The following is an 18,358-nucleotide window of genomic DNA, read 5'->3' as shown; positions in this document are numbered from 1 at the left end:
AGGTATTCGTTCGAATAAAACATGAATTTTAGAACCATTACTTTCCTGATTTCAGCTACGGTAGGTATTGCCTTGGCTCTTACCGATTTTTTGCATCGCCAAACCCTGATGATTCCGCTGTTGTTGTTTGCTCTTTCCACGACGATTTGCTTCATTGTATTACAAAATCTATTTGAGCGTTATGTAAATAATCGTATCAAGAACGTGTACAAGCTTATTCACAACCTGAAACTGGGAAAAGACTTAAAAGACGCCCTTGGCGATCACATCTCTGATGATCCGATCGCGGACGCTGAGCGCGAAGTTCGTGACTGGGCGAAGCAAAAAGCATCCGAAATCCACACCCTTCAAGAGCAAGCACAATTTCGGAAAGAATTTTTATCTAACATTTCTCACGAGTTTAAAACGCCACTTTTTGCAACGCAGGGCTATATAGAGACCCTCCAGGATGGTTTAATAGATGAAGACCCTGATTTAGCAAAGAATTTTTTAGATAAGGCCTCTCGAAATATTGACCGATTAGGCTACCTCATCCATGACTTGGATGAGATTTCGAAACTAGAGACTGGCACGGTGAGTCTTATTATCGAACGCTTCGACATCCACGCCTTGATTAAAGAGTGTATTGAGGATCTAGAAAGTAAGGCCGAAAAAAGCAATATAAAGCTCGTATTCAAAGGAAAAAGTACTCAACCTCTTTTTGTAAAAGCAGACCGAAAACGAATACAACAGGTTCTGGTCAACCTAATTGACAACTCTATAAAATATGGAAAACAGTCTGGGAAGACAACAATTTCAACCTTTTCGTTGTTTGATCAGATACTGGTAGAGGTAACGGATGATGGTTACGGCATTGAAGAAAAAAATCTTCCACGTGTTTTCGAGCGCTTTTTCCGTACCGACAAGAGTCGATCCCGAGATATTGGTGGGTCAGGACTGGGTTTATCTATAGTAAAACACATTGTGGAAGCACATCAACAAAATGTGAATGTACGCAGCACAGAAGGCATTGGAACCACGTTTGGGTTCACATTGGCACGTGCCTCAGCGCATTAAATTATTTTGTTCTGACATAATAGATTGTAAACTTAACATTAACTTAACATTCCATTTATAATTTTGCACAAAATTCATAATTATGGCTTTAAATAGTATTTTTCAGTATTTCGTTCCAAAGGACAAGAAATTTTTCCCTTTGTTTGAACAAGCAGGTGCCAACCTTATTGAAATGGCCAAACTGCTACAAGAAACAGTTTACTCCACTGATTTAGCAAAACGCGCCGAAATAAATAAAAAGCTAGAAGACCTTGAACACAAGGGCGACAACATTACACATCAGATTCACCTAGAGCTGGGTAAGAACTTTATTACACCATTCGACAGAGAGGATATTCACGCGTTAGCAAGCTCTCTAGATGATGTAGCAGACTTTATTCAAGGTGCTTCAAACCGTATCGAGCTATACAAAGTAATTACGATTACACAGCCAATGAAAGAGATCACTGATCTAATCGTTGAGGCGACTGAGCATGTTGCAACGGCCATTAATGAGTTAAAAGATCTGAAAAACATCCGTAACATCACGGACTCTTGTGTGCGCATTAATAGTGTTGAAAACAAAGCCGATTACATCTTTGACAAAGCTGTTGGTGAACTATTCGAATACGAGAAAGACGCAATTACACTTATCAAAAACAAAGAAGTACTTTCAGCGATGGAAGATGCGACAGATAAATGTGAAGACGTGGCGAACGTATTAGAAAGTATTTTAATTAAGAATGCATAATCTAAGCATTCAGAAAGCATAAAAAATCATGGTAATTTCAACATTATTAATTGTTGTTGTAATACTTGCAATTGCTTTTGACTACATCAATGGTTTCCACGATGCAGCCAACTCTATTGCAACCATTGTCTCAACAAAAGTACTTACCCCATTTATGGCTGTCCTATGGGCTGCAATATTCAACTTTGCAGCTTATTTTTACTTTACAGACCATAAAGTGGCCAATACCATTGCCAAAACCGTTATCGACGAATATATTACACTGGAAGTAATCTTTGCTGGTTTAGTTGCCGCAATTTCCTGGAATTTATTTACATGGTACTACGGTATCCCGTCCAGCTCTTCTCATACCTTAATTGGTGGTTTTGCGGGTTCAGGAATGGCCTACGCATGGATCATGGGCGCTAACCCTATTACTGCTGTAAACCAAAGCGCCATTTTAAAAACAGTATCCTTTATTGTTCTTGCACCAATCCTAGGTATGCTTATGGCGATCATCATTACGTTGATCATTATGAACATCGCCAAGAAATCGCGCCCTGCCGTTGCCGAGAAATGGTTCAAAATCTGTCAGCTCATTTCATCTGCAGCATTAAGTTTTGCGCATGGTGGTAACGACGCCCAAAAAGTAATGGGTATTATTGCGACTGCTTTGATTGCAGAACAAATAATTCCTAATTTCGAGGCGATGCCTGCATGGGTTCCATTATCCTGTTACGCTGCTATTGCTGCGGGAACAATGAGTGGTGGATGGAAAATTGTAAAAACAATGGGTACGAAGATCACCAAAGTAACGCCTTTAGAAGGTGTCGCAGCCGAAGCGGCAGGTGCTGTAACATTAGGGATCACGGAACACTTCGGAATTCCAGCATCCACAACACACACTATCACAGGCTCGATTATTGGAGTCGGCGTCGTTAAGCGCGTGTCTGCCGTACGTTGGGGCGTAACCATAAGTTTATTATGGGCATGGATCCTGACCATTCCTGTTAGTGCGGTCTTAGGCGGCTTAACTCTCGCAATAATTCACTACATTCTTTAAGCGTGGTGTTTTAACTACACTAACAAAGGTTTACCACGATAAACGTTAAATTATTGACCAAAAATTTGGTCATCTTAAAGAATATATATACTTTTACGCATCCAAATTTGTTGGCAATCAACAAATTTGGATGTTTATATAAACTTACTGGCCAAAATTACTTTTTGGCATCGTTATTGTTAAGTTTTGTTAAATACATTGTAAAACGTGAAAACAATTAAAAATTTTAATAACCTTAAAAACAAGAGTATGAACTATTCTACAATTAAAAAAACAGCTGTTGCAGCTTCTTTAGTGGCCGCTTTAGGTTTCGCTGAGACTGCTCAAGCTCAAACTCCAACTGTATTTGGTGGTAGATCACAATACAGAACTTGGTCTATCGGTGTTCAAGGTGGTATTACTACGCCTAACGCACTTGTTGGTGGATCAAATGCATTTGGTCAAAAGGTTGGTTACTTCCAAAACAAAGTTGGTGAGTACTATGGTTTGACTATCCGCAAACAATTCTCTCACCTATTCGGTTTAGAATTAGAAGGTAACCGTGGTCGTATCAAATCTTACAACCACAATACTTCTGGTCCTGTTGCTGAAAATGGATTAGGCGCAAAATCTGTTGAAACTTCTGTTAACTGGGCAGGTAGCTTAAACGGAGTTTTCCAATTAGGTACTGTTGACTTCTTAAGAAGAGAAAACGCTGTTAACTTCTACGCTAAAGTAGGTTTGGGTGTTATGGCTCACAACCCTGTACAATTCTTAAACAATGATTTCACAGGTACTGAAGTTTACAACAACAAAGGTAAATGGGGTGAAGAAATCTTCGGTGACCGTGAGTCAGTTGGAGATAGAGACAACCGTTTAACAGCTTTCATCCCTGTAGGTGTTGGTGTTAAATTCAAATTATCTGAAGTTGTTGCCTTGAACTTAGGTTACACGATGAACTTCACTGATGATAACTTATTGTACGGTCCAGCTAGAGCTGACTACAAAGGTAAATTCTCTAATGTATACGGTGGTTTAGAATTCACTTTAGGTTCACGCGACAAAGCGAACTTAACTTTTGCTAACCCAGTTGCTACATTGTACGATGAATTGAGAGATCCATCTTTGAAAAACGAAGTTGAAGCTTTAAAACAACGTGTATCTTCTTTAGAAGGAACTGTTGATGCATTAAGCAAAGACTCTGATGGTGACGGTGTTTCTGATAAATTTGACAAATGTCCAGGTACACCTGCAGGTACTGCAGTAGATGGTGCTGGTTGTCCAATCAAATTCCCTGAGCAACAAGTTCAACAAGGAAATAACGCTACTACTGGTGCGTACTATTCTCCTATCCAATTCGAATTCGATAGTTCAGTATTGAAAACTTCTTCATACTCAACTTTAGATAAATTAGCGAAAGAATTGCGTGACAACAAATCATCTGTTAAATTAGATGGTTACGCTTCTTCAGAAGGTTCTGAAGCTTATAACTTGAACCTTTCTAAAGACCGTGCTAATGCAGTAAAACAATACTTAGTTAACGCTGGAGTAACTGCATCAAGCGTATCAGCTAATGGTTACGGTGAGGCTAACCCAGTTGCTTCTAACGCTACTGAGGAAGGACGTATCCAAAACCGTCGTGTTGAAATCAAAAAATAATTATACGTAAGTATACATTATAAAGATTTGAAAGGCCTGTTTGCTCTGCAAACAGGCCTTTCTGCTTATAATCAATATTTTAACGTATCTTTGTGCTGTCGTATGTTAACATGTGGAAAAGAATTGTGACTAAGTATCACATTTTCTTTTTAATTTTCTTCTAGAGTAGACTTATCATGGTTGCTCTAAAATAATATAACAAGGAGGGGTAATGGAAGAAGAATTCGAATATGGTTCGCCAGAAGAACAAAAACTATCGGTAGATCGTTACGAAGAAATGATCCGCAATCAGGATCAGTATTTTTTTGACGCCAAAGCTTTCGAAGGGATTATCGAATATTACATCGATAAAAACGACCCCGTCAAGGCGCTCCAAGTCGCCGATTATGCGACTAGTCAGCATCCTTATGAAGCCGTTTTCTTGCTAAAAAAAGCACATCTTTTCGCCCGAATACAACAATATGACCGGGCCTTAGAAGAATTGTCCAAAGCAGAAATACTCGAACCGAATAGCGTTGACATTCTACTCCTAAAAGGAACAGTATACCTAGCAACGGGTGACCTCGATGCTTCTGAATCGCTCTTTCTTCAAGCCATAGCACTCGAAGATGATGCTCCCGAAGCTTATTACCAACTCAGTGAGTTGTATCAGCTTAAAGGAGATTATGAGACCGCAATTATCTACTTAAAAAAATCTCTGGAACAGAATATGGAAAACGATGATGCCCTTAACGCACTATCGTTTTGCTATGAAGTTTTAGATCGTACCGAAGAATCTATTGCGTTCTATAAAAACTATATCGATAATGAACCTTACTCGTATGCAGCTTGGTTTAACCTGGGTATTGTATACGACAAGCTCGAGCAATTCGAAGAAGCTATAGACGCATATGATTATGCAATTCTAATCAACGAGTCTTTTGTTCCCGCTTACTTTAATAAGGGCAATGCCCTAGTAAGCTTGCAAAAATACAAAGAAGCAATAGACGTTTATAAAGAGAGTTTTGAGTATGAAACTCCCTCGGCCGATGTTTACTGTGCAATTGGCGAATGTTTTGAAAAGCTGGAACAGATGGACGATGCTCGCGCACATTACAGAAAGGCCGTAAAATTAGATCCAAATTTAGCAGACGGCTGGTTTGGGATTGGGGTTACACTGGACTTCGAGGATCGTTTTTTCGAGTCTTTACACTTCTATAAAAAAGCGCTGGATTTAGATGATACAAACCCCGACTATTGGTTTGCTATTGCTGATGCGCGCTATAAACTAAATCAGTTTGAAGAGTCTGAAAAAGCATATCAAAAAGTCGTAGAATTAAATCCTACTGATATTGAAGCTTGGTTGGATTATTCATCCATATATTTTGAGCAAAAAAAATATACAGAGGCGATTGATGTTATGGCAGACGCTATCCGAACCAATCCGGAGGCTTCGGAACTCTATTACAGAATTGTCGCTTATCTGTTTGCGAATGGACAATATAACGACGCGCTGAACTTTCTAGAACTTGGATTGGCAACAAACCCCGAAAAATTCTATATCTTGTTTGACTATTTACCACAATTACAAGGAAACCAGGTGATCGTGGATATTATCAAAAAATATACAGAAGAAAAATAAATGAAAAAATTGGGTTTGATAGGATATCCTTTAGGGCATTCCTTCTCTAAAAAATATTATACCGAAAAGTTTGCGAAAGAACATATCAAAGACATAGACTACGATTTATACCCTATCGTTGATATTGGTAACTTCCCTGATCTTTTCGCAAACGACAGCTCCTTTTATGGTTTTAATGTTACCATTCCATATAAGCAGTCCGTTGTTTCATTTCTAAATGAGCTCTCTGAAGAGGCGCAAGAAATGGATGCAGTAAACTGCATTACAATAAAGTACAATGATGGGGCCGTTCGCCTAAAAGGATATAACACCGATGCATACGGCTTTGAAAATTCAATTCGCCCCCTATTGGCCCTGCACCACACACGAGCACTCGTGCTTGGAAACGGTGGTGCGGCAAAAGCTGTCTTTTACAGCTTGAAAAAGCTTGGAATATCTTATAAAATAGTAAGTAGATCCCATACAAATGGAGATATTACCTATTCTGAACTTAATAAGGAGATTATGGATTCTCATCCAATAATTATAAACTGTTCGCCTTTAGGCACGTTTCCGAATATAGATGAAGCGCCTGATATTCCCTATGAGTTTATTGGTAAACAACATCTATTGTATGATTTAATCTACAATCCTGAAGAAACATTATTCTTACGTCGTGGCAAAGAAAATGGAGCGATGATAAAAAATGGATACGAAATGTTACTACTACAGGCGGAGCGTAATTGGGAGATCTGGAATGCAAAAGATTAAAACCTCTATTATTTTCTTCGTCATAATTTTGGGAACGATTATAAGCTGCACCAATACATCAGACTATAGTCCGAAACCTAGAGGCTTCTTTCGAATCAGCTTTCCCGAGAAAACCTATCAAGAGGCTAAAACAGGCTGTCCTTTTACTATGGACATTCCGTCCTACAGTGTCCTGCGTGATGACCGTTCTGCTGGCGCACAACCGTGCTGGAAAAACCTCGACTTCCCCGCTTATAATGCGCGTTTACACATCAGCTACTTTAAGATCTCACCACAGGCACCATTTAGTGCCTTAACAGAAGATGCACGCACCTTTGCTTTTAAACATACCGCCAAAGCATCCGCTATTGACCAACGTAGGATCAATCGGCCTGAAGATGCAGTATATGGCTTAACGTACTACATTAAAGGTAATACGGCTTCAAACTTACAGTTTTTTGTATCTGATAGCACAACGCATTATCTCCGCGCGGCTCTTTACTTCAATGAGAAACCTAATATGGACTCCATTGCTCCCGTGCTCGAATTTATACAAGCGGATATAGAGCGCATGGTAAATACCATTACATGGAAGTAAGCGTCGAGGTACGTGAATCCTTAAGTTTAAATTTATCTCAGTATCTTTGATATATGTTAAAAATACAAACATTTACGTTTAATCCGTTTCAAGAAAACACGTATATCGTGTATGACGAAATCGGCAACTGCGCTATATTTGATCCGGGGACATCTTCTACGCAGGAAGAACAAGAGCTTACTCAGTTTATCACCGATCAAAAGTTAACACCTGTTGCGCTCGTAAATACCCATTGTCATGTAGACCATGTTCTAGGAAATCGTTTTATTTTTGAACAATATGGACTAATGCCACAACTCCATGAGGGCGAGGTGCCCACTTTAGTTGCCGTACAAAACTATGCGCCGATGTATGGTATCCGTTATGAAGTTTCTCCCATTCCAGAAGCATTTCTGCAAGAAGGATCTGAAATTACCATCGGTAGCCATATTTTAAAAACATTATTTGTTCCGGGGCACTCCCCCGCTCACTTATGTTTCTATTCTGCGGATTATGGTTTTTTAATTGGTGGCGACGTATTGTTCAGAAACAGTATTGGAAGGACTGATTTACCAGGAGGAAACCATCAACTACTTCTGGATAGTATAAAAAAAGAAGTTTATACACTTCCTGACAACACGGTCGTGTACCCTGGTCATGGCCCAACAACAACAGTAGGATACGAAAAAGAAACAAACCCTTTTGTTAGAGGTTAAACAAACGATATGAAGCTTCCTTTTTTCTTTGCCATACGCTACCTGTTTTCTAAAAAATCAGTCAATGCTATTAATATCATTTCCTCCATCAGTGTTATTGGAGTACTTGTTAGTAGCGCAGCGTTGGTTATCGTACTCTCCTTTTACAATGGGATGGAGAAGCTCATCTTATCGCTCTACAGTACTTTTGCGCCAGAGTTACGTATTGAGCCTGCGGAAGGGAAAGTTTTTTCGACCAAACAGCCTTTTTTCGACGATCTGCGCAAAAATAATAAGATTCAAAGTTATACGGAGGTCCTTGAAGACAAAATACTGATCCAGTATGATAACCATCAATTCATAGCACAGGTAAAGGGGGTCGAACCGGCAAGCTTATTGGCTGTTGACCATGAAAACATGCTCTATGCCGGCGACTTTGATATTTATCCGGATAGCATTCCGTATGCCATAATAGGTGCTCAGATTCAATCCAACCTTCGTGTCCCGATAGAAGGGATTGACAATACCATACAGCTTTTCTCTCCGCGCAAAGGTGTCCAGGCGGGCAGTAGTGTTAACCCTATGGATGAGATCAATATCAGAAGCATTTCGCCTCGTGGCGTACTACAATATCAACAAGGGTACGATAATCTTATTATCACACCGCTTCCCTTTGCCCGAGACCTACTCAATGAGCACAAAAATGTGTCGGCTATAGAGATCTACACAAAAGACTCCTCTACGGTACAAGGCTTAAAGAAAGAGATACAGACGGCACTTGGCGACACATTTAAGGTGAAGGATCGAGAGCAACAAAACCCGTTATTATACAAAACTGTCCGTTCCGAGAAATGGATCGTTTTCTTTATCCTTACCATTATTGGCATTATTGCCATCTTCAATATTATTGGTTCTCTTACCATGCTCGTTATCGACAAAAAAGAAGATATGCTGGTTTTACAAAGCCTCGGCGCAAACAAAAACCTCATACAGCGGATCTTCTTTTACGAAGGCGTCATGATCGCATTTCTTGGGGGAGTAATAGGTATTGCCTTGGGTTTACTCTTTTGCTTGTTTCAAGAAAAATATGGTTTTATTACGACTGGAGAAGGCGCGAATGCGATTATGGATGTCTACCCCGTGGACATTCGAACTATGGACTTTGTCATTGTATTTATTACCGTTATGGTGGTCGCAACATTTGTCTCTTATCTCGCGGCTCATTTGAGCGTGCGCGAAATCAAAAACGACACGAAAATATAGGGTATAGGAAAACGAGGCTATCAGGACTAATACTGCAAGCGCTTTCTACTGTAGTCTCCTTTAACGATAGAGTTGATGAACGATCCCCATGCAAAAGGACTCAATAACGGGTTTGCATAGCGTTGATTGATGTTTTTATTCGTCATATTAATATGACGCTGCATGGAGTTAAATGTTTGAATTTCTTCTGCGCTACGCGGAACTGTAGCGGCAAGAGCGGCAAGCGCTTCTGGACAAAGGTTTCTTTTTATACGAGAAGCATCGTCGTCATTTACATTCAACGCTAAGAAAGCAATATTAAACTCTTCGATACTTGCCCAGGGGTAAGGCATGACAGCAGGAAGTTCAATAACGAGACTTTTCATACTAATTCTTGCTGTATATTTATCTGAGTTTGTAAACGGAATTACATATTCTAATGGATCAAAACCAACAGATGTAAAACGAATCGTATCACCAGCATGAGCAACAAAAGAAAAGAAACCTTCATTGTTCGCAGCATGCGCCTGGTTATTGTAGCTGACGTTAGTAACCGTTACAAAAGGAACAGGGAGTTCTCCTCCAACTGAACTTATAAGTCCACTGAACTGCAAAATTTTCTTTTCTTGTCCTTGCGCATGAATAGCACTTAAAAAGAAAACCACCATGAAGAGAATAACTAATCGTCCTGTCATGCTCCAAAATTATACAATCTCCTATAAAGAAGGCTGTTAAATTGTGTTAACCTTACTAGATTTGCCCTGGTGTAATCGCGTTGGGATCGTTCATGTCTGTTAAGTTGATCGCTTCAACACCTGTAATCTCTGGCACTGCTTTCTTAATCGCTTGCTCTAATCCCGCCTTGAAAGTCATTATGCTCATCGAACAACTCGCACATGTTCCCAGCAATTTTAACCGAACTACATTATCTGGAGTAATTTCCTCAATACTTACGTTACCACCATCCGTCTCTAAATAGGGACGAATCGTATCCAATGCTTGTTCTACTCGCTCGTGTAATGTCATTTTTCTATATAAAATAAATTCTTTGTAAAGATAATCAATTTATTAAAAAAATGCGGTTTGACCTAAACAATAGGGCGCAATTTCAACATTCCATTGACACACCTCCCTTAAACAGGGTTAAAGAATGTTAAAGCACTCCAAACGAGTAGGTTTAGGTTTATAATACCTGTATCTTTCCCCTCTAAAAATTAATTGAATCTTATTTGAATTTCACGTATCTTTGTAAAATGTTTTTAAATAGACGTATAGTATCGTTATTGGCAGGCGTTGCCATTGTTGTTTCTGTTTCAAGCTGCAAGAGCAAGTTTGAGAAACTTCGTGCAAGCAATAATATTGCAATGAAGTATCAAGAAGCCGTCAAGTTGTACGAGAAGAAAAAATATACCAAAGCTTTGGTTCTTTTTGATGACCTTATGATAAAATATAGAGGGCAATCCGAAGCGGAAGATCTATATTATTATACGGCTTATACGAACTACCGTCTTCGAGATTATACTTCGGCACGTTTCTCCTTCAAGAACTTTGCGAGCACGTATCCAAATAGTCCCCGCGCAGAAGAATGTCGTTTCATGTCTGCTTACTGCTTTTACTTGGACTCTCCTCGCTCATCGTTAGACCAGGAGAACACGAGAAAAGCTATCGACGAATTGCAGTTGTTTATCAACTTATATCCGGACGGAGCAAAAGCAAAGGAAGCGGGAGATTTAATACAAGGGCTTCGCGACAAACTAGAGCAAAAGGCTTTTGCTAATGCGAAATTGTATTTCGATATGGGACAGCCGGATGATTACCGCGCCGCTGTTATCGCTTTTGAAAACATGCTTCGCGAATATCCGGACACGAAATATGCAGAGGAGATCGAATTTTTAATCGTTAAGGCTCAATATTTGTTTGCACAAAACAGTATGCCTTTCCGTCAAGAAGTGAGATACAATGAAGCGATTGACTATTACCAGTCTTTTGTAGAGCACTATCCGAATAGCAAATACAAAAAAGAAGCTGACGATCTTAGGTCGAGTGCAGAAAAACAAATCGCTTATGTCGTAAAACGCATGAACGAAATTAATAAGATACGCGAAGATCAGCAACGAGAATTGGGTATCACCAAAGAAGAGGCAGAAGCGAAAGAAAAAGCTTCAGCAAAAGAATAAATTAGAAATTCATAATACATTTTAAAATGAGTCAAAATAAAAACACTTCTGTTCCAAATTCAACAGTAACACGTGATTTAAGACAATTGGACAAAGGGACTGAGAATATTTACGAGTCTATTGTTGTGATTTCAAAGCGTGCAAATCAAATTGCTGTTGACATCAAAGAAGAACTAAATGGTAAGCTTGCTGAGTTTGCAAGTAACAATGACAATTTGGAAGAGGTATTTGAAAACCGTGAACAAATTGAAATTTCTAAACACTACGAGCGTATGCCTAAGTCATCGTTGATCGCTGTTGACGAGTTTCTTAATGACAAAATTTACTTTAGAAACCCATCTAAAGAGCAAGAATAAACGAGACAGATGTCTTTACAGGGCAAAAATATTGTAATTGGTGTATGCGGCAGTATTGCCGCATACAAAATTGCATCTCTGATTCGCCTATTGGTTAAAGAGAATGCCCAGGTGCAGGTAATAATGACCCCTGATGCACAGAACTTCATTACCCCGCTTACCCTAGCGACTTTATCAAAAAATCCGGTCCTTTCTGCTTATTTCGATTCACAATCGGGTCAATGGCACAATCATGTAGCGCTTGGCTTGCAAGCAGACCTACTACTCGTTGCTCCTGCTTCGGCCAACACCTTAAGCAAAATGGCAAACGGTATTTGTGATAATCTTTTGCTCGCGACATACCTTTCTGCAAGGTGCCCAGTAATGTTTGCTCCTGCCATGGATTTAGATATGTGGAAGCACCCAGCGACACAGCGTAACATCGAGTTCCTACAGCGCGACGGAAACATCTTGATAGAACCGACCGATGGCGAGCTCGCCAGTGGCTTAATTGGTCAGGGACGCCTGGCAGAGCCGGAAGAAATCGTAGAAAAAATTCAACAGCTTTTTAATGAAGTACTTCCTTTAAAGGGTAAGAAAGCCCTGGTGTCCGCAGGCCCAACCTATGAAGCGATCGACCCGGTTCGTTTTATCGGCAATCACTCGAGTGGGAAAATGGGCTATGCAATCGCCAATACGCTTTCTGCTCTAGGCGCTGATGTTGTTTTAGTAAGTGGCCCAACAGCTCTAGAGACTCCAAAAGGTGTTACTAGAGTAGATGTAACCTCTGCGAGCGATATGCTTAACGCTTGTAATGCGTATTTTGAGCTCGCCGACATTATCGTTATGAGCGCTGCTGTAGCTGACTATACACCTGTGGAAGTTGCAACGCAAAAGATCAAGAAAAAAGAAAACAGTTTTCAGATCGACTTAACGAAGACAACAGATATCCTGGCTACATTAGGACAAAAAAAGAGTGTTAAACAAACGTTAGTGGGCTTTGCTTTGGAAACAAACAATGCCATAGAAAACGCAAAAAGTAAGCTTTCACGTAAAAACTTAGACTTTATTGTTCTCAATACAATGGAGGATGAGGGCGCTGGTTTCGCACACGATACAAATAAAGTAACGATAATTAGCAAATCGGGACATACTTCAACCTTTCCGCTAAAGGATAAGACAGAAGTAGCGAGTGACCTAGCCACTATTATTGTGGAGCACCAACAATCTATAAATTCATAATCCGAATTTCCTTCGGATAATAATTATTTATCCGATTTGAAAGCACTTTCACCCAGCCCAAGTTAATACCTCGATAGCGTACAAGACACCAACCGTTTTTAGTATTTGAAAACAAATCAATATCAATCGTTTCCTTCCGCAAAAAGTTTAATGCACTATCCAGGTCAACCTCTTGCGCTTCAACCCCCATATTAATATGGTTACTTAGCGCTAGATCATGTGCCGGAATCAATTCTCTGCCAGACCATTTCCCAACATTAGTTCCTGCATTTTTGAGATAAAGTACACTGCGTATAATAGCAAGGTCTTCCTCCATTTCCTTCGGAACGATATGAATATTATCGCCTTGCATAAATGTATAAAATAAAGAAGGATCCTTAACCCATTTATCAATAGATCCCTTTGGTACGTCACTTTTCTCCTTCTTTATCTTTCTCCGTGAAAAAGTTTCCTCAGAAGTCTTTTTCCGTAACACCGATAAAAAGAAACCTTCTCCCTTCACTTGGTGTGGATAAAAACGATATCCCACGCCCTGTTTTCCTCGACTCCTGGTTTTAGTAATTCCCCAGGAATCTTCAATATCAACCGAGACAGATTCGAATCCGTGCGTAGTGATAAGCCAATCCACTATATCTTCATTCTCTTCTTCCGAATACGAACATGTGGAATAGATTAAATAGCCATCGGTCTTCAAACAGGCTTGTGCATCAGCTAAAATACGTCTCTGACGATCACTACAAAGTTTAACATTTGCTAAAGACCATTCATCAATCGCTCCCGGATCTTTCCGGAACATTCCAGAACCAGAACATGGAGCATCCACAACCATTACATCAAAGTAACCAGGTAAACGGCTAAAAGCAGATGGATCGTTATTTGTTACCACAACATTTGGGTTTCCCCAGCGAACCAGGTTGTCAACCAAAATCAGTGCTCTACTTTTTATAACTTCATTGGAGACCAATAATGACGAGTTGTTCAAGACGCTATTCAACAGGGTAGATTTACCTCCTGGCGCGGCACATAGATCTAATGCCCGGACATCTTCTTTGTGATCCAATCCAAGCGCTCGTATTATATATGAAACAAACATGGAAGAGGCCTCTTGCACATAGTACGTTCCTGCATGATACAAGGGATCCAAGGTAAAAACAGGCCTGTCCGTTAAATAATATCCTTCCTTACACCAAGGAATAGTTTCTGAGAGGGCTAAATCAAGCTTAGCCGGTTTTGCAGGATTTAAGCGCACAGAGGTCACTTTGTCTCCCCGTTGATGTATTTCAGCAAAAGCCTCACTATCGAAGTCTGTACGGCTCCTTAAACGCTCTATTAGTTCGTTTGGTAGAAAATTACCCATGCTATATCTATAATTCTCCGTAAATTTACCATAATCCAGAAATAGCAAAACAAAAAAATGAAAGATTTTAAAAAATATTGTATTATTCCTGCTCCACCGGAGGACATTTATAAAGCATTGACTACCGAAATAACAGCTCGTTTATGGACTGGTGATGTTGTATCGATAGACCCGCAAGAAGGGGGTGAATTCTCGTTATGGGACGGAGGAATAGAGGGACGCTTTATAACACTAGAACCATATAAAAAGATCGTACAACAATGGTATTTCGGCGATCAAGAGGAACCATCTATAGTTACATTGAAACTTCATGAGCATAAAAAAGGTACATCGTTCGAAATAAACCATACGAATATTCCAGATGAGGCCTTTGATGATATCACAGCCGGTTGGGAGGAAACTTATATCGCGAGTCTATTAGAGTTTTACGAAGAAGAGTAATTGACGTTGTTAATTAATCGTCTGTAGTTGGGGTAGTTCGTTGTTGATAGTTGTTGGATCATAGTCGGAGGTAGTTGTTAGATCGTAGTTTATGGTTGGTTCTTTACAGGCTATACTGCTATGAACTACGAACTACTTTCCATAAACCAAAGCCTAAGAACTACTATCTATGAACTACTTTCTACAATCTACGATCTACCCACTAGCAACCAAAAAAGCCCCTCCAGTTTCCTGAAGGGGCTTTCGTATAAAATTAGGCGCCGACCTACTCTCCCACCTGTTACGGCAATACCATCGGCTCTGGCGGGCTTGACTTCTCTGTTCGGAATGGGAAGAGGTAGACACCGCCGATATAGGCACCTGAATATCTTTATGTGCTTGCTATAAAATTTAAACAAACAACCAAATAACATATCAGGAAGAAAGAAGGGAAACAAGTAAGAAAACAACAGTGTTTCTATCGCTGTAGAAAGCTTCGGGCTATTAGTACTACTCGGCTTTGGTCTCTCAACCTTTACACCTATAGCCTATCAACGTTGTCATCTCCAACGACCCTATAAGGAAGTCTCATCTCGTGGCTAGTTTCGCACTTAGATGCTTTCAGCGCTTATCTATTCCAGACGTAGCTACCCTGCCGTACACCTGGCGGCATAACAGGTTCACCAGCGGTCTGTCCAACCCGGTCCTCTCGTACTAAGGTCAGATCCACTCAAACTTCCAACGCCCACAACAGATAGGGACCGAACTGTCTCGCGACGTTCTGAACCCAGCTCGCGTGCCACTTTAATGGGCGAACAGCCCAACCCTTGGGACCTTCTCCAGCCCCAGGATGTGACGAGCCGACATCGAGGTGCCAAACCTCCCCGTCGATATGAGCTCTTGGGGGAGATCAGCCTGTTATCCCCAGCGTACCTTTTATCCTTTGAGCGATGGCCCTTCCATACAGAACCACCGGATCACTATGTCCGTCTTTCGACCCTGGTCGACTTGTTGGTCTCACAGTCAAGCAAGCTTATGCCATTGCACTCCACGTACGGTTACCAAGCGTACTGAGCTTACCTTTGAAAGCCTCCGTTACCTTTTTGGAGGCGACCACCCCAGTCAAACTACCCACCAAACAATGTCCTCGATAAGATCGAGTTAGAAACCGAATACAGAAAGGGCGGTATTTCAAGGTTGATTCCACGACTCCTAGCGAAGCCGCTTCAACATCTCCCGCCTATCCTACACATCCTGTACCCAATTCCAATGTTAAGCTATAGTGAAGGTGCATGGGGTCTTTCCGTCCCGTTGCGGGTAACCGGCGTCTTCACCGATACCACAATTTCACCGAGCTCATGGCTGAGACAGCGCCCAGATCGTTACACCATTCGTGCAGGTCGGAACTTACCCGACAAGGAATTTCGCTACCTTAGGACCGTTATAGTTACGGCCGCCGTTTACTGGGGCTTCGATTCAATGCTTCTCTTGCGATGACATCCCCTCTTAACCTTCCAGCACCGGGCAGGTGTCAGGCCTTATACTTCATCTTTCGATTTCGCAAAGCCATATGTTTTTGCTAAACAGTCGCCTGGGCCTTTTCACTGCGGCTTCTCTATCTCTAGAGGAAGCGCCCCTTCTCCCGAAGTTACAGGGCCATTTTGCCGAGTTCCTTAGCCATGATTCACTCGAGCACCTTAGGATTCTCTCCTCGACTACCTGTGTCGGTTTACGGTACGGGTTTTTATAACCTGAAGCTTAGCGGGTTTTCTTGGAAGTCTGTTTACCTGCTCTATCAGCGCCACCGAAGCTTTGCTGTACTATTGGGTTTCAGCAGGGTCGGCGGATTTGCCTACCGTCCCTATACCTACGCCTTTCAACGAACTATTCCGTCAGTTCGCGGCAGTGTCACTACTCCGTCACCACATCGCAGTTATAAAAAGTACTGGAATATTAACCAGTTGTCCATCGGCTACCTCCTTTCGGATGCGCCTTAGGCCCCGACTAACCCTGATCCGATTAGCGTTGATCAGGAAACCTTAGTCTTTCGGTGGGCGGGTTTCTCACCCGCCTTATCGTTACTTATGCCTACATTTGCTTTTCTATGCTGTCCACAGCACATTACCATGCTGCTTCACCCACCATAGAATGCTCCCCTACCAGATGTAACCAATGTTACAAATCCATAGCTTCGGTAGTAATCTTGATGCCCGTTTATTATCCACGCCCGGCCGCTCGACTAGTGAGCTGTTACGCACTCTTTAAATGAATGGCTGCTTCCAAGCCAACATCCTAGCTGTCTGGGCAACCGGACCTCGTTAGTTCAACTTAGACTACATTTGGGGACCTTAGCTGATGGTCTGGGTTCTTTCCCTCTCGGCCTTGGACCTTAGCACCCAAAGCCTCACTGCAGATCATATCTAACAGCATTCGGAGTTCGTCTGGATTTGGTAGGATTTGACTCCCCCGCACCCAATCGGTAGCTCTACCTCTGCTAGACTTTATATCCACGCTGTTCCTAAAAACATTTCGGGGAGTACGAGCTATTTCCCAGTTTGATTGGCCTTTCACCCCTACCCTCAGGTCATCCGGAAACTTTTCAACGTTTATCGGTTCGGTCCTCCATTACATGTTACTGCAACTTCAACCTGCCCAAGGGTAGATCACAAGGTTTCGCGTCTACCTCTACTGACTATGCGCCCTATTCAGACTCGCTTTCGCTTCGGCTGCGTGGCTGAACCACTTAACCTTGCCAGTAAAGAGTAACTCGTAGGCTCATTATGCAAAAGGCACGCCGTCACTGGACCTGCCAGCTCCGACCGCTTGTAAGCACACGGTTTCAGGTTCTTTTCACTCCTCTGTTCGAGGTTCTTTTCACCTTTCCCTCACGGTACTGGTTCACTATCGGTCTCTCAGGAGTATTTAGCCTTACCAGATGGTGCTGGTGGATTCCCACAGGATTTCTCCGGTCCCGCGGTACTCAGGATACCACTATGCTGTCATTCTTTACCTGTACGGGGCTGTCACCCATATCGCGCAGTTTCCCACCTGCTTCCAGTTCATAGCGACAATACAATATCGTGGTCCTACAACCCCGGTATTGCCGTAACAATACCGGTTTGGGCTCTTTCCCGTTCGCTCGCCACTACTTGGGAAATCATTATTATTTTCTTCTCCTACGCTTACTTAGATGTTTCAGTTCGGCGCGTTCGCGTATTATACAACATACCTTCAGTATGTTAGGTTGCCCCATTCGGAAATCTTCGGATCAAATCGCATTTGCCAATCCCCGAAGCTTATCGCAGCTTATCACGTCCTTCATCGCCTCTGAGAGCCTAGGCATCCCCCGTGTGCCCTTATTTACTTTCTTCACCCATGCTCCTTTTGCTAAGCATGAGTTGCTTTTCGTGCCGCCCTAGCTAACCTCTACGATTAGTTAATAACGGACACTACTGTTGTTTTCTCTTGTGTCTTCTTTCTTCCAATATGTCAAAGAA

16 protein-coding genes and 2 rRNA genes are annotated in these 18,358 nt (G+C 41.5%); 13 read left to right on the top strand and 5 right to left on the bottom strand.

All coding sequences use genetic code 11. The features are described 5' to 3' along the window. Window positions 1-21 precede the first annotated feature (21 nt). The 9 genes from E2P86_RS00250 (at window position 22) to E2P86_RS00210 (ending at window position 9,351) form a co-directional block, all read left to right on the top strand. Window positions 22-1,056 carry a sensor histidine kinase gene (locus E2P86_RS00250; RefSeq protein WP_085473975.1) on the top strand — a complete coding sequence of 345 codons (1,035 nt, stop codon included), beginning with the start codon at window positions 22-24 and terminating at the stop codon, window positions 1,054-1,056. Between the two features lie 82 nt (window positions 1,057-1,138). After that, window positions 1,139-1,786, top strand: a complete 648-nt coding sequence (locus E2P86_RS00245) for a DUF47 domain-containing protein (protein WP_085473974.1) — start codon at window positions 1,139-1,141, stop codon at window positions 1,784-1,786. 28 nt (window positions 1,787-1,814) lie between these two features. Continuing rightward, window positions 1,815-2,828, top strand: a complete 1,014-nt coding sequence (locus E2P86_RS00240; protein ID WP_085473973.1) for an inorganic phosphate transporter — start codon at window positions 1,815-1,817, stop codon at window positions 2,826-2,828. 249 nt (window positions 2,829-3,077) lie between these two features. Beyond that, a complete protein-coding gene (locus E2P86_RS00235; RefSeq protein ID WP_085474196.1) occupies window positions 3,078-4,466 on the top strand; it encodes an OmpA family protein in 1,389 nt (462 codons plus the stop codon). A gap of 211 nt (window positions 4,467-4,677) precedes the next feature. Continuing rightward, a complete protein-coding gene (locus E2P86_RS00230) occupies window positions 4,678-6,087 on the top strand; it encodes a tetratricopeptide repeat protein (RefSeq protein ID WP_085473972.1) in 1,410 nt (469 codons plus the stop codon). Next, complete coding sequence (locus E2P86_RS00225) at window positions 6,088-6,837, top strand: shikimate dehydrogenase family protein (RefSeq protein WP_134429957.1); 750 nt, start codon at window positions 6,088-6,090, stop codon at window positions 6,835-6,837. Continuing rightward, window positions 6,833-7,414: a gliding motility lipoprotein GldD gene (gene gldD / locus E2P86_RS00220; protein WP_449448550.1), complete on the top strand. Its 582-nt coding sequence runs from the start codon at window positions 6,833-6,835 to the stop codon at window positions 7,412-7,414. The genes E2P86_RS00225 and gldD overlap by 5 nt, the downstream gene beginning before the upstream one ends. A 53-nt stretch (window positions 7,415-7,467) precedes the next feature. Next, on the top strand, window positions 7,468-8,109 hold the full coding sequence (locus E2P86_RS00215; RefSeq protein ID WP_085473969.1) for an MBL fold metallo-hydrolase: 642 nt from the start codon (window positions 7,468-7,470) through the stop codon (window positions 8,107-8,109). Window positions 8,110-8,118: 9 nt separating this feature from the next. Beyond that, on the top strand, window positions 8,119-9,351 hold the full coding sequence (locus tag E2P86_RS00210; protein ID WP_134429954.1) for an FtsX-like permease family protein: 1,233 nt from the start codon (window positions 8,119-8,121) through the stop codon (window positions 9,349-9,351). 26 nt (window positions 9,352-9,377) lie between these two features. Here the strand turns inward: E2P86_RS00210 and E2P86_RS00205 are convergent, their stop codons facing one another. Together E2P86_RS00205 and E2P86_RS00200 are read right to left on the bottom strand one after the other, a co-directional pair. Beyond that, window positions 9,378-10,025 carry a peptidase associated/transthyretin-like domain-containing protein gene (locus tag E2P86_RS00205; protein ID WP_134429951.1) on the bottom strand — a complete coding sequence of 216 codons (648 nt, stop codon included), beginning with the start codon at window positions 10,023-10,025 and terminating at the stop codon, window positions 9,378-9,380. A 55-nt stretch (window positions 10,026-10,080) separates the two neighbouring features. Then, window positions 10,081-10,356 carry a NifU family protein gene (locus E2P86_RS00200; protein ID WP_085473966.1) on the bottom strand — a complete coding sequence of 92 codons (276 nt, stop codon included), beginning with the start codon at window positions 10,354-10,356 and terminating at the stop codon, window positions 10,081-10,083. A gap of 227 nt (window positions 10,357-10,583) precedes the next feature. On the opposite strand from E2P86_RS00200, the gene E2P86_RS00195 reads away from it, so the two are divergent. From E2P86_RS00195 to coaBC, 3 genes are read left to right on the top strand one after another with little or no spacing between them, the layout of a single operon-like run. Continuing rightward, complete coding sequence (locus E2P86_RS00195; RefSeq protein WP_085473965.1) at window positions 10,584-11,507, top strand: outer membrane protein assembly factor BamD; 924 nt, start codon at window positions 10,584-10,586, stop codon at window positions 11,505-11,507. Window positions 11,508-11,533: 26 nt separating this feature from the next. Then, on the top strand, window positions 11,534-11,863 hold the full coding sequence (locus E2P86_RS00190) for a DNA-directed RNA polymerase subunit omega (RefSeq protein WP_085473964.1): 330 nt from the start codon (window positions 11,534-11,536) through the stop codon (window positions 11,861-11,863). Between the two features lie 9 nt (window positions 11,864-11,872). Next, complete coding sequence (gene coaBC, locus E2P86_RS00185) at window positions 11,873-13,084, top strand: bifunctional phosphopantothenoylcysteine decarboxylase/phosphopantothenate--cysteine ligase CoaBC (RefSeq protein ID WP_085473963.1); 1,212 nt, start codon at window positions 11,873-11,875, stop codon at window positions 13,082-13,084. On the opposite strand, the gene E2P86_RS00180 is transcribed toward coaBC, so the two are convergent. Beyond that, window positions 13,071-14,441, bottom strand: coding sequence for a methyltransferase RsmF C-terminal domain-like protein (locus tag E2P86_RS00180; protein WP_134429948.1), 1,371 nt, complete (start codon window positions 14,439-14,441; stop codon window positions 13,071-13,073). The genes coaBC and E2P86_RS00180 overlap by 14 nt on opposite strands. A gap of 57 nt (window positions 14,442-14,498) precedes the next feature. On the opposite strand from E2P86_RS00180, the gene E2P86_RS00175 reads away from it, so the two are divergent. Further along, window positions 14,499-14,882, top strand: coding sequence for an SRPBCC domain-containing protein (locus E2P86_RS00175; protein ID WP_134429945.1), 384 nt, complete (start codon window positions 14,499-14,501; stop codon window positions 14,880-14,882). 252 nt (window positions 14,883-15,134) lie between these two features. On the opposite strand, the gene rrf is transcribed toward E2P86_RS00175, so the two are convergent. Together rrf and E2P86_RS00165 are read right to left on the bottom strand one after the other, a co-directional pair. Then, window positions 15,135-15,246 (bottom strand): 5S ribosomal RNA (gene rrf, locus E2P86_RS00170). Window positions 15,247-15,346: 100 nt separating this feature from the next. Then, a 23S ribosomal RNA gene (locus E2P86_RS00165) occupies window positions 15,347-18,231 on the bottom strand. Between the last annotated feature and the right edge of the window lie 127 nt (window positions 18,232-18,358).

The organism is Sphingobacterium psychroaquaticum (assembly GCF_004421025.1).
GTDB classification, from domain to species: domain Bacteria; phylum Bacteroidota; class Bacteroidia; order Sphingobacteriales; family Sphingobacteriaceae; genus Sphingobacterium; species Sphingobacterium psychroaquaticum.
Note: the sequence above shows the minus strand (reverse complement) of the source record. Positions and strands in the feature narration are given on the sequence as shown.

Bases quoted from the DNA above. Each gene is read 5' to 3' on its own strand.
- E2P86_RS00250 (WP_085473975.1), top strand. From the start codon at position 22: ATGAATTTTAGAACCATTACTTTCCTGATTTCAGCTACGGTAGGTATT.
- E2P86_RS00245 (WP_085473974.1), top strand. From the start codon at position 1,139: ATGGCTTTAAATAGTATTTTTCAGTATTTCGTTCCAAAGGACAAGAAA.
- E2P86_RS00240 (WP_085473973.1), top strand. From the start codon at position 1,815: ATGGTAATTTCAACATTATTAATTGTTGTTGTAATACTTGCAATTGCT.
- E2P86_RS00235 (WP_085474196.1), top strand. From the start codon at position 3,078: ATGAACTATTCTACAATTAAAAAAACAGCTGTTGCAGCTTCTTTAGTG.
- E2P86_RS00230 (WP_085473972.1), top strand. From the start codon at position 4,678: ATGGAAGAAGAATTCGAATATGGTTCGCCAGAAGAACAAAAACTATCG.
- E2P86_RS00225 (WP_134429957.1), top strand. From the start codon at position 6,088: ATGAAAAAATTGGGTTTGATAGGATATCCTTTAGGGCATTCCTTCTCT.
- E2P86_RS00215 (WP_085473969.1), top strand. From the start codon at position 7,468: ATGTTAAAAATACAAACATTTACGTTTAATCCGTTTCAAGAAAACACG.
- E2P86_RS00210 (WP_134429954.1), top strand. From the start codon at position 8,119: ATGAAGCTTCCTTTTTTCTTTGCCATACGCTACCTGTTTTCTAAAAAA.
- E2P86_RS00205 (WP_134429951.1), bottom strand. From the start codon at position 10,025: ATGACAGGACGATTAGTTATTCTCTTCATGGTGGTTTTCTTTTTAAGT.
- E2P86_RS00200 (WP_085473966.1), bottom strand. From the start codon at position 10,356: ATGACATTACACGAGCGAGTAGAACAAGCATTGGATACGATTCGTCCC.
- E2P86_RS00195 (WP_085473965.1), top strand. From the start codon at position 10,584: ATGTTTTTAAATAGACGTATAGTATCGTTATTGGCAGGCGTTGCCATT.
- E2P86_RS00190 (WP_085473964.1), top strand. From the start codon at position 11,534: ATGAGTCAAAATAAAAACACTTCTGTTCCAAATTCAACAGTAACACGT.
- coaBC (WP_085473963.1), top strand. From the start codon at position 11,873: ATGTCTTTACAGGGCAAAAATATTGTAATTGGTGTATGCGGCAGTATT.
- E2P86_RS00180 (WP_134429948.1), bottom strand. From the start codon at position 14,441: ATGGGTAATTTTCTACCAAACGAACTAATAGAGCGTTTAAGGAGCCGT.
- E2P86_RS00175 (WP_134429945.1), top strand. From the start codon at position 14,499: ATGAAAGATTTTAAAAAATATTGTATTATTCCTGCTCCACCGGAGGAC.